The following is a 17,501-nucleotide window of genomic DNA, read 5'->3' as shown; positions in this document are numbered from 1 at the left end:
CCGTGGGTTGTCGTTGAACTAGCGTGCCCCGCCGCCGTGACGCTCGCCGTCGGCGGTGGCTAACAGCCACGCATACTGGAACGCCGCTTCCTCCCACCCCTTGTAGCGGCCGCTGACGCCGCCGTGTCCGGCGTTCATCTGGGTCTTCAACAGGACCGGGCTGCCGTTCGCGTTGACGTGCCGCAGCGCGGCAACCCATTTCGCGGGTTCCACGTAGTAGACCCGCGTGTCGTTGATCGACGTCATCGCCAGGATCGCCGGGTATCGCTTGGCCTCGACGTTCTCATACGGGGAATAGGACTTCATGTAGGAGTAGACCTCCTTGTCCGCCAGCGGGTTTCCCCATTCGTCCCATTCGGTGACGGTCAGCGGCAACGAGGGATCCAAGATGGTGGTCAACGGGTCGACGAACGGAACCTGCGCGAGGATCCCGGCAAAAAGCTCCGGCGCAAGGTTGGCCACCGCTCCCATCAGCAGACCGCCGGCACTGCCCCCCAGTGCCACGAGCTGGTGCGGGCGAGTCATTCCGGAATCCACCAAATGCCTTGCCACCGCGACGAAGTCGGTGAACGTGTTCTTCTTGTTCAACAGCTTGCCGTGCTCATACCACAGCCGGCCCATCTCACCGCCGCCGCGGACGTGGGCGATCGCGAACACCATTCCCCGATCCAAGAGCGACAACCGGGCGATGGAAAAACTCGGATCGGTGCAGATCTCGTAGGCGCCGTAGCCGTAAACCAGTGCCGGCGCCGGCAATTCGATCCCCGCACGGTGCACGACCGAGACCGGGATCCGGGCGCCGTCCTCGGCGACCGCCCAGTCGCGACGCTCGACGTAGTCTTGCGGACGGTAATCGCCGAGCACGGGCTGCTCGCGCAGCAGGGTGCGTTCGCCGGTGACGAAGTCGATGTCGTAGACCCGCGCCGGGATGACGAGCGACCCCGCCCGGATCCGCAGCCTGGGTGCATCCCAATTCGGGTTGCCGGCCGGACCGGCCGACATCAGTTCGGAGTCGAACGAAACCTCTTCGGGTTCGGCATATGTGCCGTCGGAGTTGATGCGCCACAGCTGAAGCCGCGGCAGCGCCTCGCGCCGATAGCTGACCACGAGGTGCGCGGCGAAGGCGTCCACGCCGTCGAGGCGGACATCGTCGCGGTGCGGGATCAGCGTGCGCTGCTGGGTGGGATCGTCGACCGGCGCCTCGGTCAGCGTGAAGTTGACCGCGCCGTCGTTGTGCAGGATCAAGAACCGGTCCTGCCCACCGACGACCGCATGCTCGACCGAATACTCGACACCTTCGCGCCGCGGTAGCACGACGGTGAACTCTCCCCGCGGATCGGCGGCGTCGGCGTAGCGGAATTCGGACGTGATCGAGGAACCCGAGGCGATGAAGACGTAGGCCTCGCTGCGGGTGAGCCCCACGCCCAGCCAGAACTTTTCGTCGGCTTCGTGATAGACCAGCTCCGATTCCTCGCCGGAGCCCACCCGATACCGCCACACCTTGTCGGGGCGATGGGCCGCATCCAGGGTGAGGTAGTACACGGTGCGGTTGTCGGCGGCCCAAGTCGCACCCGCCCCGATGTCGGCGATTTCGTCCGGATACAGATCGCCGGTGCGTAAATCCTTGAACCGCAACGTATAGCGCTCATCACCAAGCGTGTCGACAGAGTACGCCAGGAGGTTTCCGTCGAGGCTGACGGTTGCGGCGCCCAGGGAGAAGAATTCGTGGCCCTCGGCTTCGACGTTCGAATCGAGCAAGACTTGTTCGCCGGGAATGTCGGTGTTCTCGTCCAGGGTCGGCGGGTCCCAGTCGTCGGGATCGCCGACTGGGCAACGGCACTGGACCCGATACTGCTTGCCCTCGAACGTGCGGGCGTAATACCACCACCGGCCCTGCCGCGTCGGCACCGACAGGTCGGTTTCCTTGGTGCGCGCCTTGATCTCGTCGAAGATCTGTTGCCGCAACGGCTCGAGGTGCGCGGTCATCTCATCGACGTAGCTGTTTTCCGCCTCGAGGTAGGCGATGACGTCGGGGTGCGTCTTTTCGCGCAGCCACTCGTAGGGGTCGACGAAGACGTCGCCGTGGTGCTCGCGCCGGCTGTCCACCCGCTTGGCCACGGGTGGCACGGGCCCGGCAAGGTTCGGCTCGCTCATGCGGCGGGGCCGATCCAGTCGCCGAAGCTCAGGCCGGAAATACGTTCGTAGGCATCGATATAGCGGCCGCGAGTCGCCTCGATGATGTCGTGCGGGAGGGGCGGCGGGGGTTGCGTGCCGTGGCGGTCCCAGCCGGACTCGGGGCCGGTGAGCCAGTTGCGGACAAATTGTTTGTCGAAGCTGTTCTGGACGACGCCGACTTGGTACTCGGCGGCCGGCCAGTACCGTGACGAATCGGGGGTGAAGACCTCGTCGGCGAGCAGCAGGTTGCCGTCGCGGTCGGTGCCGAATTCGAACTTGGTGTCGGCGATGATGATCCCTTTCCGCAGCGCATGGTCGGCGGCCTGAACGTAAATCTGCAAGGTGCGATCGCGCAGCTGGTTGGCGCGCACCCCGCCCACCATCTCGATCACCCGGGCAAACGAGACGTTTTCGTCGTGGTCCCCCAGCGCGGCTTTGGTCGCCGGAGTGAACAGCGGTTCGGCGAACCGGCTGGCTTCGACCAGTCCCGGCGGCAAGGTGATGCCGCAGACCTTGCCGGTCGCCTGGTAGTCCAGAAGCCCCGAGCCAGTCAGGTAACCGCGCGCCACGCATTCGACCGGCAGCATCTCCAGCTGCCGCACCACCAGCGCCCGCCCCAGCACCTCGTCGGGGATGCGCGGGTCGTCCGGGGACCCGGCCAAATGGTTCGGCACTTGGGCAAGCTCCGAGATGAGACCGAAGAAGAAGACGCTCATCGCCGTCAGGATGCGGCCCTTGTCCGGGATGGTGCTGTCCAGGACGAAGTCGTACGCCGAGATGCGGTCGGTGGCGACCAGTAGGAGGTGTTCGTCGTCGACGCGATACAGCTCACGGACCTTGCCGCTGGCCAGATGCTGGTAGTCGGACAGTGCAGGCATCCGGTCAGCCTATCGGGCACCTGACGACGCGGCTTGTGCTGGGATCGGGGCTATGACACCGCGGTTTCTGCCCTACTCCACCAGGCCAGGCCGGCTGGCCGCCCAGCTGTTCAGCGACTTCGCCATCGTCGTGTGGACGGCGCTCTGGCTTCTTGTCGGCCTGGCGGTGTACGACGCCATCGCGACCATCGCCGACGCCGGCCGGCAGGTCGAGAGCGGCGCGGACGGCATCGCCGGCAACCTCGCGTCCGCCGGGCACGGCGCCCAGCACATCCCGGTGGTCGGCGACACGGTCAGCAAGCCGCTCAACTCCGCCAGCCAGGCCGCACTGGACGTCGCGGCCGCGGGCCACGATCTGGACAGCGCGGCGAGCTGGCTCGCGGTGCTGCTGGCGATGGCGGTCGTGGCGCTCCCGATCCTCGTCGCGGTGATCCCATGGTTATTCCTGCGGGTTCGATTCTTTCGGCGCAAGCTGACGGTGACCGCATTGGCCGCAACCCCGGCCGGGGCGCAGTTGCTCGCGCTGCGCGCGCTGACCAACCGCCCGCCGCGCAAGTTGATCGCCGTCAGCGCGGACCCGGTCGGCGGATGGCGTCGTGAGGACCCGGGCACCATCGGGGCCCTGGCCGCGCTCGAGCTACGCGCGGCGGGTATCGCGATCCGCGGGGCTTAACAGCAGCGCACGCGACAGGAAAAGCAGCCCCGCCAAGACCACAATGAGCCAGGCGGCCAACGCATCCCAGAAGAACACCAGCGAGACGGTGAACAGGAACCGCTGGCCGATCTCGCGCGCCATGGCAAAACTCGCCGCGGAGTACATGCCCAGCGGGAACACGAACGCCCACCACGCACCGGCGAATCGAAGCATGTTCGGATGCCGCCGGATGCGGTGCAGCGCGAAGTAGACCAGCGGCGGGATCCACAGGGTGGCGGTCACCCAGGTCACGATGGTGACCACGCGCACCGGGCCGGCGAGCCATGCGGGAGCCACGGCGTGGATGTTGTCACCGGCCAGCGTCGCAATCGCCATGCCGCCCATCAGGATCCAGGTATCCGGTTCGAAGCCGTCGCGGTCCTGTCGCTCGTTGACCACGCGCCACATGGTCAGCCAGGTCATCAGTCCGTAGATGCACAGCGCCGCCACCCAGGCGGCCACGGCCACCACGAGCCACCAGTGATGACCGGTGTGACGGGCCTGCCCGGCGATCACGATCGCCAGACCCGACGTCCCGACGCTGCCCAGCTGCCAGGCACCGTGGGCACGGTCGCGCAGCTCGGACCAGCGGTGCGCCAACATATTTCGTGTGCTGAGCAGGATCAGCACCAGCCAGGAGGCGAGCCCGACCACACCGAGCACCCGCGCCACCCACACATTCGACGACAGGCGCGTGTCGATCACCGCACACGCGGCCACGAAGGTGATCATCCGCAGGGTGACGTCGGGATCGGTCAGATCCCAGCGCAGCTTCTGCCCGGTGGCACAGCCCTTCGCGACGACGAGGGCGACCAGGAAGACCAGACCCAACGTGGCGATGACGCCCATCGTGTCGCTGATCAACCGGTATCCATGATTTTTCGCACCGATCGACAAGATGCCCGTTGCCATCACCGCAGCGAACACATCGGGTGAGGGCTCGATATCTGCGTAGCGGATCGTCACTGGTCTTCGCGTAGCTCCACGACGAGGTGCCGGATGCCGGTATGCCGGTTGCTGCGGGCCCATTCGACCGGCCGGACCACCTTCACCGCACCGAACCGGGAGAGCAACTCCTCGAACAACACCCGCAGCTCCAGCCGGGCCAGGTTGGCGCCCAGGCAATAGTGCACACCCTGACCGAATCCCAGATGTGGATTGGGTTTCCGGGTGATATCGAACTCGTCGGCGTTGTCGAACACGTTGGCGTCTCGGTTCGCCGAGCCCTCCCAGATCTGTATCTTCTGTCCGGCTTCGATCGGTTGGCCGCCCAGTGTGACGTCGCGGGTGGCGGTGCGCCGCTTCGAGGGCGAGGGCGAGGTCCACCGCACCATCTCCTCCACGGCGGTAGGCAGCTCTCCGAGATCCCCACGCAGAGAACGCAACTGCGCCGGGTGGTGGGCCAGCGCCAGCAACCCGCCCGCGACCGCGTTACGCGTGGTCTCCGCGCCGGCGCTGAACAGCAGGCTGAAGAACAGGTACAGCTCGAGGTCGGAGAGGGCCGATGCGTCGTGCCCGCCCACGTCGTCGAGCATGGCGTTCGCGACGACCGACAGCATGTCGTCGGTAGGGCTCTCACGCTTGGCCGCGATCAACTGTTGGCCGTAGTCATACATGCGCGAGCCGGCCTCTTCGACGGAGAGTTGCGAGAGCGACGCTTTGCGCGAACCGCCGAAGTCGAACTGGGGCTCGATCGCCTCGAACAACCAATGCCGTTCGGATTCGGGAACTCCCAGCAGAATGCAGATCATCTGCATCGGCAACTCGGCGGCGATGTCGACCAGGAAGTCGAAGGGCTCGCCCGGCACCACCGCGTCCAGCAGCCGGCGCGCCCGGCTTCGCAGATCGTCTTCCACCAGACGGATCATCCGTGGCGTCAGCCCGGAGCTGACCAGTCGCCGGATCTGTGAATGCCGCGGGTCGTCCATCATGTTGAGCACCTGCCCGGCGATCGCCAGGTCCTGTAACAGGGTGCCGCCGTAGGGCCGTTCGCCGCCCGTGACCGACGAGTACGTCACCGGATCCTTGAGAACCTCAAGCGTTTCCGCGTACGTGGCGACCGACCAGAAGCCCTCGCCGTCCGGGGTATTGTCGGTCGGTGGGTGCCAGTACACCGGCGCCTCGCGCCGGTGGATGGCGAACAGGTCGTGCGGAAATCCGTCGGCGAAGTTGTCGAGATCGGTGAAGTCGATCTCCGAGAGCGCGCCGGCCAGGGTCACAGGATCGCGCCCGGGGTGTACTTGGCGGCGTCCGGGTAGCGGCTCACCAGCGCGTCCACCGCCGCCGCCACCTCGTCGACCTGGTCACCGGCGGCACCCGTGAAGGCCTTCTTGTCCGCCAGCGCCGCGTCCAGGGCTGCCCGGTCCAGCGGCAGTCGCTCGTCGGCGGCCAACCGATCCAGCAGGTCGGGCTCGGCCCCGCGTTCCCGCATGGCCAGCGCCGTCGCGACGGCGTGTTCGCGGATCACGTGATGCGCGGCCTCGCGTCCCACGCCGGCACGCACCGCGGCGATCAACACCTTGGTGGTGGCCAGGAACGGCAGATAGCGGTCCAGCTCGCGACCGATCACCGCCGGATAGGCGCCGAACTCGTCGAGCACCGTCAAGAAGGTCTCGATTTGCCCGTCGACGGCAAAGAAGCTGTCCGGCAAAGCCACTCGGCGCACCACTGAGCAGAACACGTCGCCCTCGTTCCACTGCGCCCCCGCCAGTTCGGCGGCCATCGAGGCGTAGCCACGCAGCACCACCTGCAAGCCGTTGACCCGTTCGCAGCTGCGGGTGTTCATCTTGTGCGGCATCGCCGAGGAGCCCACCTGACCCGGCGCGAATCCCTCGGTGACCAGCTCATGGCCAGCCATCAGGCGGATGGTGTGCGCCATCGACGACGGTCCCGCGCCCAGCTGCACCAACGCCGAAATCACGTCGTGGTCCAGCGATCTCGGATACACCTGCCCGACGCTGGTCAAAACCGTTGCGAAACCCAAGAACTGGGCGATGCGGCGCTCGAGTTCGGCGAGCTTGGCCGCGTCGCCGTCGAGCAGGTCGAGCATGTCCTGCGACGTGCCCATCGGTCCCTTGATGCCGCGCAATGGATAACGGTCGATCAACTCGCGCAGCCTGGTCAACGCGATCAGCGTCTCCTGTGCCGCCGAAGCGAACCGCTTGCCGAGCGTGGTGGCCTGCGCGGCGACATTGTGGCTGCGTCCGGCCATCACCAGATCGCGATAGGCGACGGCCCGCTCGGCGAGCCGCGCCGCAACCGCCACACCGTGCGCGAAGGCCAGCTCCAGCGAACGCCGGATCTGCAGCTGCTCCACGTTCTCGGTCAGGTCGCGACTGGTCATGCCTTTGTGCACATGCTCGTGACCGGCCAGCGCGTTGAATTCCTCGATGCGGGCCTTGACGTCGTGACGCAGGACGCGCTCACGGTCCGCGATCGAGGCCAGGTCGACGTCCTCGAGCACCCGCTCGTAGTCGGCGATCGCTTCGGGGGGAACTGCGACGCCGAGCTCCGCCTGCGCGCGCAGCACCGCGAGCCACAGCCGCCGCTCCGCGACGATCTTGGCCTCCGGCGACCAGATCGCGACCATCTCGGCACTGGCGTACCGGGCAGCCAGCACGTTCGGAATGCTCACTCGGTCAGCTTAGCCACCGCGAGACTGCAGCTGGCAACGCGTTTCCCGAGTGACGGGTGTCGGTAGCTACACCCTCGCGGCACAATGTGGCGCGTGTACTTCGTCGGCGTCGACCTCGCCTGGGCGGGCCGAAACCCGACCGGCGTCGCCGTCGTCGACTCCGGTGGTGATTTGGTGAGCGTGGGCGCGGTCCGCGACGACGACGAAATCCTGGCCGCGCTTCAGCCCTACGTGCGCGGCGATTGCGTTGTCGCCTTCGACGCACCGCTGGTGGTGAACAACCCCACCGGCCAGCGCCCGGCCGAGACCGCGCTCAACCGCGACTTCCGCGGATTCGAGGCCGGCACCCACCCCTGCAACACCGGAAAGCCCGAATTCGCGCACGGTCCGCGCGGCGGGCGCCTGGCCGCGGCGCTGGGCCTCGATCCGGATCCGTGCTCACCGGCCGGCCGTCGCGCCATCGAGGTCTACCCGCATGCGGCGACCGTCGCACTGTTCCGGCTGGAGCGGACCCTGAAATACAAGGCCAAGCCCGGCCGCAGCGTCGAGCGGCTCAAATCCGAGCTACTGGTGCTGATGGACGGGCTCGAACGGCTCGCGCAGGCCCCGATACCGCTGCGCGTCACCGCGCACGACGGTTGGGTCGCGCTGCGGGCGGCCGTGGCGGCCGCGCAACGCAAATGCGAGCTGCGCCGCGCCGAGGATCCGATCGACGCCGTCGTCTGCGCCTACGTGGCGCTGTACGCGCAGCGCTGCCCGGCTGAGGTGACGATCTACGGCGAAGTCGACAGCGGGTGCATCGTGACGCCGACGCTGGCCACGTGATCCGGGCTGCCGTTGCGGTCGGGTCAGATCTGCACGGGGCGCTGATCGATGGGGGCGAGCACCTCGATGAGATCGACCACCGCGCCCTGGGCCGCCGCGCGCGGGTCCCGGCCCTCCACCAGGGCCGACACCACCGACCCGTCGACCGCGCAGATCAGTGTGCACACCAGTTCGATGTGCACGGAGCGGCCCGAGCGTTCGATGGCCTCCGCGACGGCCTCGGCGCGCTGACGCAAGCTGCGTCGCATGGTTTCCTGCAACGCGGGCAGGCGGGTGCACGCGATGTGTCGCTCATAGCGCGAGATCAGCTGCTCGGTAAGTCCCGGCCCGGACACGTCCCCCACGAGCAGGTCCGCCAGCACCTCGGCGATGGTCTCCGGCCCGCGGCGCCGCCGCGACAATGCGGTGACCCGCGACCGAAGCTGCGCCACCTCGATCATCGCGATGTGCTCGACCGCGCGCGCGATCAGATCGTCGAGGGAGGAGAAGTAATAGGTGGTGGACGCCAACGGCAATCCCGCCCGCCCGGCGACGGCCCGGTGGCGCACCGCTTCGAACCCACCCTCGGCAAGCAGCTCGGCGGCCGCGCTGACGAGCGCGTACCGTCGACGTTCTCCTTTCGGAGTAACCGCTGCAGTCACGAGTAGCCATCGTGCCAGCCAAAGTGGTACTACATTGCCATTTCCGCCAAACGGCCCGCCGAACGGACGTGGCATGATGACCCGCATGCCCGACTTGAGCCGCCGCGCCGTGCTCGGTCTCGGCGCGGGCGCGGCCCTCGGCGCCGTCGGCGCTTACGGGCTCGACATCTTGTTACAGCCTCGGACATCTCACGCCGCGCCGGTCTCCGCGCCGACGGCCGGCACCCAGATTCCGTTGGCACCGGCGCCGAACGCCCCTCGCGATCCGGCTCCCCCGTCGGCGCCCGCGCCCACCATGGTCACGGGTTCCTTCGTGTCGGCCGCGCGCGGCGGAGTGAACACCAACTGGGCCGTCGCGCGTCCGCCCGGCCAGACTCAACCACTGCGACCGGTGATCGCCCTGCACGGCAAGGGCAGCGACGCCTCCACCGTGATGGCCGGCGGCGTCGAGCAGGGGCTGGCGCAGGCCGTCAACGCGGGCCTGCCGCCGTTCGCGGTGGTCGCCGTCGACGGGGGCGGCAGCTATTGGCACAAACGGGCTTCCGGCGAGGACAGCGGGGCGATGGTGCTCGACGAGCTCATCCCCATGCTCGGCAACCAGAACCTGGATACCTCGCGGGTGGCGTTCCTGGGCTGGTCGATGGGCGGCTACGGCGCGCTGTTGCTCGGCGGCCGGCTGGGGGCCGGGCGCACGGCGGCGATCTGCGCCGTGAGCCCGGCGCTATGGCTGTCTTCCGGTGCGGCGGCGCCCGGGGCGTTCGACGGACCGGACGATTTCGCGGCGAACTCCGTGTTCGGGACGCCGGCGCTGGCGTCCATTCCCATCCGCGTCGATTGCGGCGACAGCGATCCGTTTTACGCCGCGACAAAGCAGTTCGTCGCGCAGCTGCCCCAGCCACCGGCGGGTGGTTTCTCCCCGGGTGGGCACAACGCCGAGTTCTGGAGCTCCCAGTTGCCGGCCGAGCTCACCTGGATGGCCCCGCTGCTGACGGCCTGATCTTCGGCCGCGAACGTAACGCCACGGCGAAGAATCGCGCCGCAATTCGCCGCAGCGTTACGCTCGCGGACGTGACCGCAGATTTCGGTTGGGACCTCCCGTACGCCTGGCCACGCAAGCCGGTGCTCGCGGAAAACGTTGTGTGCACATCGCAACCGCTCGCCGCCCAGGCGGGACTGCGGATGCTCGCCGAGGGCGGCAGCGCGGTCGACGCGGCCATCGCCACGGCCATCACGCTGACGATCGTGGAGCCGGTTTCCAACGGCATCGGTTCGGACGCCTTCGCCATCGTGTGGGATGGCAAGCAATTGCACGGGCTGAACGCATCGGGCCGCTCTCCGGCCGGGTGGACTCCGGAATACTTTGGTGGACAAGCCATTCCCCTCCTCGGATGGAACTCGGTGACCGTTCCGGGCGCGGTGTCGGCGTGGACCGAACTGCATGCCAAATTCGGCAAGCTGCCGTTCGAGCGGCTCTTCGAACCCGCGATCTCCTACGGCCGCAACGGCTTTCTGGTTTCATCGACCGTGGCGGAGCAGTGGGCGGCCCAGGTGCCGCTGTTCGAGAGGCAGCCGGGTTTCGCCGAGGCGTTTCTTCCCGGCGGGCGGGCGCCGAAACCCGGCGAGCGATTCAGCCTGCCCGATCACGCTGCCACGCTCGAGGTGATCGCCGCCACCACCGGCGAGGCGTTCTATCGCGGGGAACTGGCCGCCAAACTCGAGGCACACGCGTCGGGCAACGGCGGTGTCCTGCGGGCCAGTGACCTCGCGGCTCACCGCGCCGACTGGGTGGGCACGGTCGACGGCGGCTACCGCGGCTACACCGTGCACGAGATTCCGCCCAACGGTCAGGGGATCGTCGCGCTGATCGCCCTGGGCATCCTGGAGCACTTCGACATGGCGTCGTTGGCGCCCGATTCCGCCGACAGCGTGCACCTACAGATCGAAGCGGTAAAGCTGGCGTTCGCCGACGCCCAGGCCTATGTCGCCGACATCGACCACATGCCGCTGCGGCCAGAACACCTGTTGGACAAGGGCTACCTGGCGCGCCGCGCCGAACTCATCGACCGTGCACGGGCGAAGCCCGCCTCCGCGGGCGCCCCGACGGGGGGAACCGTTTACCTGACCACCGCCGACGCCGCGGGGATGATGGTCTCGATGATCCAGTCGAATTACATGGGATTCGGTTCCGGCGTGGTGGTGCCGGGGACGGGGATCTCGCTGCAGAACCGCGGCGCGAATTTCGGTGTAACGCACGGTCACCCAAACATCGTGGGCCCGAACAAGCGTCCATTCCACACCATCATTCCGGGCTTCGTGACCAAGGACGGGGCCCCGGTCATGAGCTTCGGGGTGATGGGCGGAATGATGCAGCCGCAGGGGCATGTGCAGGTGATGGTGCGCATCGCCGACCACGGGCAGAACCCGCAGGCGGCGTGCGACGGGCCGCGGTTTCGGTGGGTGGAGGCAATGCAAGTCAGCTGCGAAACGGGTTTCCCCGGTGCGACACTCGACGAGTTACGTCGGCGCGGACACGACCTGGTCGCCGTCGACGACTACAACCAATTCGGCAGCTGCCAGGCGATCTGGAGACTCCCCGGCGGTTATTTCGCGGCCAGCGATCCGCGCCGCGACGGACAGGCCGCCGCGTTCTAGACGCCTTCTAGACGCGGATCTGACCTTCGGCCGCCAACTGGGCGATGTCGCTGCGGAAATGACTGCCCGGCAGTCGGATCGAACGCAGCGCGTCATACGCGTGGGTCCGCGCGGCCGAGAGGTCGACGCCGGTCCCCACCACCGACAGCACGCGACCACCCGAGGAGACGATCTCGCCGTCCTCGCGCCGCGCGGTCCCGGCGTGCAGCACCCCGTCGGCCTCGGAGCCGACGATGATGTCGCCCAGACGAGGACGGCCGGGATAATTTTCCGCCGCCAGCACCACCGTCACCGCGGCACCGTCGTGCCAGCGCAGCTCACCGAACTCCGCCAACGTGCCGCTGCCCGCCGCGTACAGGAGTTGGCCGAGTGGCGATTCCAGGAGGGCCAGCACCGCTTGGGTCTCGGGATCACCGAAGCGGCAGTTGAATTCGACCACCGCGGGCCCGTTTGCGGTGATCGCGAGCCCGGCATACAGCAATCCGCTGAACGGGCAGTCGCGCGCAACCATCTCGGCCGCAACGGGTTCGACGATGTTGCGGACGATGTCGCGATAAACCTCGTCGGGAAGCCACGGGACCGGCGCGTAAGCGCCCATGCCGCCGGTGTTCGGCCCGTTGTCGCCGTCACCGACGCGCTTGAAGTCCTGCGCCGGCAGCAGCGGCACCACGGTCGCGCCGTCGACGACGCAGAACAGTGACACCTCCGGGCCATCCAAATACGACTCCAGCAGCACCGGGTGGCCTGCCTCGAGCAGCCCGGCGGCGTGCGCTCGCGCCGCGCCGCGATCCGCGGTCACCACGACACCCTTGCCGGCGGCCAGGCGGTCGTCCTTCACCACCCAGGCGGCATCGCCGGCCGGCGGACCGAAGCGATCCAGCGCGGCGTCTAAACGTGCGGGGCTGTCGACGATTTCAGTGGCCGCGGTGCGCACGCCGGCCGCGGCCATGACCTCTTTGGCGAACGCCTTGGAGCCCTCGATGCGAGCGGCGTCCTTGCCGGGTCCGAAGCAGACGATGCCGGCCGACCGCAGCGCGTCGGCCACCCCGAGGACGAGGGGCACTTCGGGACCGACGACCACCAGGTCGGCGCGGACCGTGCGCGCCAGGGCGACGACATCCTCCGCCGAGGTGACATCGACGTCGTGCTGCTCGGCCAACCGGGCCGTGCCGGCGTTGCCCGGGGCGATGGCCAGTCCCGTGACTTGCGCGTCCTTGCGCAGCGCCAGCAGCAGCGCATGCTCACGGGCACCGGAACCGATCACCAGGACGCGCACGACACGTCAGACTAGCCGGGCGCAGGCGCGACGCCTACAGGGCCTGGTAGATCAGTCGTGTGTACTTGCGGGTGCGCTCGGTTCCCGCCGAGGTGACCTGTCCCATCTTGTTCATCACGTAGGCGAAGGTGGCACGGCGGTCGGGATTCATGACCACCATCGACCCGCCCCAGCCGCCCCAATAGCAGACCTTCCCGTCGGGCATGTCCGGCACCGCCTCGGGGTGGGGCAGCGCAAACCCCATGCCCCACCGCGCCGGCATGGCCAGGACCAGGTCGGTCCCGTTGACTTGTTCTCGAAAGATCAGGTCGATGGTGTCCGAGTCCAGTAGCCGTGTTCCATTGACGCTGCCGCCCAACGAGATTGGCGAAAGGACGCGGACCAACGACCGAGCGTTGCCGTGACCGTTGGCCGAGCCGATGTCCGCGCGGCGCCACGCCGTCGTCTCGGCCGCCAGCGCCGATTCCGGAGTGGGCGGCACAGCGGCGAATGTCTTGTACATCGGATGGTCATGGGGCACCGCGTCAAGGGGAACGTCCAGCGGTGGTGGCGGGACCAGCTCCGCGATGCGGGCGTCGTCTTCGGGCAGCGCTCCAATCTGAAAGTCGGCACGCAACGGTTCGGCGATCTCGTCACGCACGAAGTCTTTCAGCGTCTTTCCGGTGATCCGCCGCACGATCTCGCCAATCAGGTGGCCACTGGTCACGGCGTGATAGCCCGACGCGGTGCCGGGTTGCCACCACGGGGCTTGCGCGGCCAGTCGCGACGTGGATTTCTCCCAGTCGTAGACGTCCTCGAGGCGAAACGGCATCTCCCAGCCGGACACTCCGGACGTGTGACTGAGGACGTGCCGCACTTCGACCTGATCCTTGCCGTTGGCGGCGAACTCGGGCCAGTATTTCGCGACCGGGGCGAAGGGGTCGAGCAGTCCGCGGTCGATGAGCATCAACGCGGCCAAGGCGGTCACGTTCTTGGTGCTGGAAAAGACGTTGACGATGGTGTCTTGCGACCACTCGCGGGTTTTCGCCCTGTCGGCATACCCGCCCCAGATGTCGACGACCAGTTCGCCGCCAATGTCGATGGCGATGGCCGCGCCGAGCTCGCCGCCGGTGCTGACCTCGTCGGCCAGCCCGGCGACGAGGTCCTCGAAGCGACTGTCGTAGTGCCCGTGCAGGACGCCCGTTGTGAAGTGGGCGTCGATGAGAGTTTGGCTTGCCATTCGTGACCTCCTCGAGTCCGACCAGGTCACTATGCGAGGTCGGGCGGAAAAGAACATTCGCCGATCGGCCTAGATCCGGCACGCGACGCCGGAGGCGGATTCTAGGCATTTGCGCTGATGTTTGCTGCGTGCGATTGCCCGATGCTGACTAACATGACTGAGACCACCGACCGACGTGCGGAAACGCCGCCGCTGGAACCTCTGAACTGGAGCGACTTGGGCGTAGGCGAGCTCCCGACTGGAACGGTGACGTTGCTGCTGGCCGACGTCGAGGGGTCGACGCGGCTATGGCAGACCCAACCCGAAGTCATGAGCGCCGCGGTGGCGCGCCTGGACCGCACGGTATCGAATCTGGTGACCGAGCACGGCGGGGTGCGGCCCGTGGAGCAAGGCGAGGGCGACAGCTTCGTCGTGGCGTTCGCCCGCGCCAGCGACGCCGCCGCGTTTGCGCTGCGGCTGCAGCTCGCGCCGCTTGCCCCGATCAGCTTGCGGATCGGTTTGCACACCGGCGAAGTGCAACTGCGCGACGAGGCTAACTACGTGGGACCCACCATCAACCGCACCGCGCGGCTGCGAGATCTTGCCCACGGGGGCCAGACGGTCCTGTCGGCCACGACGAGCGACCTCCTTGCCGACGGTCTTCCCGCCGGCGCGTGGCTGCTCGATCTGGGCACCCACCCGTTGCGGGACTTGCCCCGGCCAGAACGGGTGACCCAGCTGTGTCACCCGGAGCTGCGCAACGATTTTCCGCCGCTTCGTGCATCGAAAAGCGATGGTGAACAACGTCTTCCGCCGCAGTTCACGAGTTTCGTCGGCCGCAGCGCGGAGCTCGGGGCCGTGCGGGAAATCGTCGCGGGCAACCGGTTGGTGACGTTGACCGGCGCGGGCGGTGTGGGCAAGACGCGCTTGGCGGTGCAGGTCGCAGGTCAGATGGACGGCGATTTCGCGGACGGGGTGTGGTATGTCGATCTGGCGCCGATCACCGATCCCGTCGTCGTACCGGTCGCCGTGTCGCGGGCGTTGGGCCTGCCCGACCAAGCGGGGCGATCAGCGATCGACACCGTTACCCGGGCCATCGCCGGGCGGCACATCCTCATCGTCCTGGACAACTGCGAGCACCTGATCGAGGCGTGTTCCTCGCTGACCGTGGCGCTGCTGGGGACATGCCCCGCGGCGAATGTTCTCGCCACGAGCCGTGAACCCCTTCGGGTACCGGGCGAAGTCGCCTGGGGGGTGCCTTCCCTGTCACTGACGGACGAGGCCATCACGTTGTTCACCGACCGCGCCCGCCAGGTGCGGCCCGATTTCGTTGTGGACGAACAGAACTCGGCGGCGGTAGCGGAGATCTGCGAACGCCTCGACGGCATACCCCTGGCGATCGAGTTGGCGGCCGCGTGGGTTCGCGCGCTGTCGTTGGCACAGATCCTCCACAGCCTGCGCGACCGTTTCCGCCTGCTGACGGGCGGCGCGCGCACCGCCGTCCGCCGCCAACAGACGTTGCGGGCGTCGGTCGACTGGTCGCACGCGCTGCTGACCGAGCCGGAACGCGTCCTGTTTCGCCGGGCAGCGGTATTCCACGGCGGTTTCGATCTCGATGCGGCACAAGCGGTTTGTGGCGGCAGCGACGTCGAGAGCTACCAGATTCTCGACCAGCTCACGCTGCTCATCGACAAATCGCTCATCGCGGCAGAAGACGGCGACTGCGGAACCCGATACCGGATGCTGGAGACGGTTCGCCAGTACGCGCTGGAAAAGCTCAGCGAGTCCAGCGAAGCCGACTCCGTCCGCGCGCGCCACCGCGACCACTACACCGCAATGGCCGCCCTGCTCGACGAGCCCGGACGCACCGGTTATCAGAGCAGGGTCGAGCGCGCCGCAATCGAGATGGACAATTTGCGCGCGGCGTTCGCGTGGTGCCGCGAGAATGGCGAGATCTCCGAGGCGCTGCGCCTGGCATCGGCGTTGCAACCGCTTTGGACCACTCGCGGCCGCGTGCGGGAGGGGACGGCCTGGTTCCAAGCGGCGCTCGACGACGCCGCGGCGCACGACGCGGCGGTGCCGCTAACCGTTCGCGCGCGGGCCCTCGCGGACAACGCCACTCTCGAGGGCGCGCAGACCATCCACGACAACATGGACAGGGCCCTGGAGGCCTTGGCGCTCGCCCGCGAGATCGGCGACCCGGCGTTGCTGGTTCGTGCGCTCGCCGGTTGCGGCATCATCGCCGCTTACGACGCGGCTGCTGCCAGCTCGTACTTTGACGAAGCGCTCGGACTCGCCCGCGCTGTGGGCGACGACCGAATTCTGAGCCAGATCCTGGCATTTCAGGCTTTCGCCGCGGTGACCGGCCAAGGTGACGCGATGGCTGCTCGCGCGGCCGGCGAAGAAGGCCGTGACGTCGCCGACGCGATCGGGGACGGCTACGCCTCTCGCGGGTGCCGGTGGTGTATTGGCCTGGCGCAGCAGTGGGAAGGTGATCTCGCCGGAGCCATAGCGCAATTCCGCGCACTGGTCGCCGAGGCGGAGACGGCGCACGACGAGACGTGGCGGATGTCCAGCCTTGTCAGCCTGGGGCACTACCTCGCCTTCGCGGGCGCCACGAGCGAGGCTCGGGCCGCCGCCACCGCGGCGGTGGAATCCGCCGCGGATTTCAGCGCGTTCAACCAAGGCTTCGCCTACGCCGCGCTGGCGGTCGCGACCTTGGCCGCGGGTGACGTGGACGCGTCTGCCGCCGCCGGCGAGGCGGCATGGGAGCGCATGAAGGCTCAACCCGAACTGGCCGCGGTCAACGTCATCCCACTCGCGGACGTCGCCCTCGCCCGGGGTGATCTGACGGTGGCGCGTCGTTTGGCCGACGATGCCGTCGCGGTGGCCCCGGGCATGCACCGGCTGCTGGCACTGGCGAAGCGTACGCGTGTTGCGATCGCACAAAACGATGTTGAGCGGGCGGCGCGCGACGCACGCGATGCGCTCACCGGCGCCGGGGACCTCAAGGGCTACTACGTTGTTCCCGACGTCCTCGAATGCCTGGCCATGCTTGCGGCAGGTGCCGGCTCGAACCGAGAGGCCGGGCGTTTCTTCGGAGCGGCACAGGCGGTTCGCGGCCGCACCGGTTACGTGCGCTTCAAGATCTATGACGCCGACTATGACGCGTCGGTGGCTGCACTGCGGGACGCCATGGGAGAGGGCGAATTCCAGGACGCATGGACCGAGGGCCAGTCACTGTCAATCGACGAAGTGATCGCTTATGCGCAGCGCGGTCGCGGCGAGCGTAAGCGGCCAGCAACGGGCTGGGATTCACTGACACCCGCCGAACTCAACGTGGTGAGGCTGGTCAGCGAGGGGCTTTCGAACAAAGACATCGCGGCGCGCCTCTTTCTTTCGGCGCGCACCGTACAAGCGCACCTCAGCCACGTCTACTCAAAACTGGCTATCAGCTCGAGAGTGCAGCTCGCCCAGGAGGCTTCACGCCACGCTTGAGGCTGGCGAGCAGACGCAAAAGCACCCGCA

Annotated in this window: 13 protein-coding genes; 5 read left to right on the top strand and 8 right to left on the bottom strand. The window is 67.9% G+C overall.

Annotation, left to right across the window (positions count from 1 at the left end):
• Positions 1 to 18: 18 nt before the first annotated feature.
• Together G6N26_RS20920 and G6N26_RS20915 are read right to left on the bottom strand one after the other, a co-directional pair.
• A complete protein-coding gene (locus G6N26_RS20920) occupies positions 19 to 2,154 on the bottom strand; it encodes a S9 family peptidase (protein ID WP_083014689.1) in 2,136 nt (711 codons plus the stop codon).
• Entirely contained in the window at positions 2,151 to 3,053 is a 903-nt protein-coding gene (locus G6N26_RS20915) for a phosphoribosylaminoimidazolesuccinocarboxamide synthase (protein WP_083014686.1), read from the bottom strand. The genes G6N26_RS20920 and G6N26_RS20915 overlap by 4 nt, the downstream gene beginning before the upstream one ends.
• Positions 3,054 to 3,105: 52 nt before the next feature.
• Here G6N26_RS20915 and G6N26_RS20910 point away from each other — a divergent pair, with 52 nt between their 5' ends.
• Entirely contained in the window at positions 3,106 to 3,726 is a 621-nt protein-coding gene (locus G6N26_RS20910) for a hypothetical protein (protein WP_067167045.1), read from the top strand.
• On the opposite strand, the gene G6N26_RS20905 is transcribed toward G6N26_RS20910, so the two are convergent.
• The 3 genes from G6N26_RS20905 to purB are packed head-to-tail and all read right to left on the bottom strand — an operon-like array spanning position 3,691 to position 7,381.
• Positions 3,691 to 4,713 carry a tellurite resistance/C4-dicarboxylate transporter family protein gene (locus G6N26_RS20905; protein WP_083014682.1) on the bottom strand — a complete coding sequence of 341 codons (1,023 nt, stop codon included), beginning with the start codon at positions 4,711 to 4,713 and terminating at the stop codon, positions 3,691 to 3,693. The two genes, G6N26_RS20910 and G6N26_RS20905, sit on opposite strands and share 36 nt — an antisense overlap.
• Entirely contained in the window at positions 4,710 to 5,966 is a 1,257-nt protein-coding gene (locus G6N26_RS20900; RefSeq protein WP_083014679.1) for a cytochrome P450, read from the bottom strand. Before G6N26_RS20900 ends, G6N26_RS20905 begins: the two co-directional genes overlap by 4 nt.
• Entirely contained in the window at positions 5,963 to 7,381 is a 1,419-nt protein-coding gene (purB, locus tag G6N26_RS20895) for an adenylosuccinate lyase (RefSeq protein ID WP_067167055.1), read from the bottom strand. Before purB ends, G6N26_RS20900 begins: the two co-directional genes overlap by 4 nt.
• A gap of 93 nt (positions 7,382 to 7,474) precedes the next feature.
• On the opposite strand from purB, the gene G6N26_RS20890 reads away from it, so the two are divergent.
• On the top strand, positions 7,475 to 8,206 hold the full coding sequence (locus G6N26_RS20890) for a DUF429 domain-containing protein (protein ID WP_067167069.1): 732 nt from the start codon (positions 7,475 to 7,477) through the stop codon (positions 8,204 to 8,206).
• A gap of 23 nt (positions 8,207 to 8,229) precedes the next feature.
• On the opposite strand, the gene G6N26_RS20885 is transcribed toward G6N26_RS20890, so the two are convergent.
• On the bottom strand, positions 8,230 to 8,847 hold the full coding sequence (locus G6N26_RS20885) for a TetR/AcrR family transcriptional regulator (protein ID WP_067167059.1): 618 nt from the start codon (positions 8,845 to 8,847) through the stop codon (positions 8,230 to 8,232).
• A gap of 73 nt (positions 8,848 to 8,920) precedes the next feature.
• On the opposite strand from G6N26_RS20885, the gene G6N26_RS20880 reads away from it, so the two are divergent.
• On the top strand, positions 8,921 to 9,844 hold the full coding sequence (locus tag G6N26_RS20880) for an alpha/beta hydrolase (protein ID WP_083014675.1): 924 nt from the start codon (positions 8,921 to 8,923) through the stop codon (positions 9,842 to 9,844).
• A gap of 71 nt (positions 9,845 to 9,915) precedes the next feature.
• Complete coding sequence (locus tag G6N26_RS20875) at positions 9,916 to 11,499, top strand: gamma-glutamyltransferase family protein (protein ID WP_083014671.1); 1,584 nt, start codon at positions 9,916 to 9,918, stop codon at positions 11,497 to 11,499.
• Between the two features lie 7 nt (positions 11,500 to 11,506).
• Here G6N26_RS20875 and purD read toward each other — a convergent pair whose 3' ends face one another.
• Both purD and G6N26_RS20865 read right to left on the bottom strand, forming a co-directional pair.
• Entirely contained in the window at positions 11,507 to 12,775 is a 1,269-nt protein-coding gene (gene purD, locus G6N26_RS20870; protein ID WP_083014667.1) for a phosphoribosylamine--glycine ligase, read from the bottom strand.
• A gap of 34 nt (positions 12,776 to 12,809) precedes the next feature.
• Complete coding sequence (locus G6N26_RS20865) at positions 12,810 to 13,994, bottom strand: serine hydrolase domain-containing protein (RefSeq protein WP_083014664.1); 1,185 nt, start codon at positions 13,992 to 13,994, stop codon at positions 12,810 to 12,812.
• A gap of 141 nt (positions 13,995 to 14,135) precedes the next feature.
• On the opposite strand from G6N26_RS20865, the gene G6N26_RS20860 reads away from it, so the two are divergent.
• Entirely contained in the window at positions 14,136 to 17,471 is a 3,336-nt protein-coding gene (locus G6N26_RS20860; RefSeq protein WP_083014661.1) for a LuxR family transcriptional regulator, read from the top strand.
• Positions 17,472 to 17,501: the final 30 nt, after the last annotated feature.

This window comes from Mycobacterium marseillense (genome assembly GCF_010731675.1).
GTDB classification, from domain to species: Bacteria; Actinomycetota; Actinomycetes; order Mycobacteriales; family Mycobacteriaceae; genus Mycobacterium; species Mycobacterium marseillense.
This window is presented reverse-complemented; position numbering and strand designations above follow the sequence as displayed.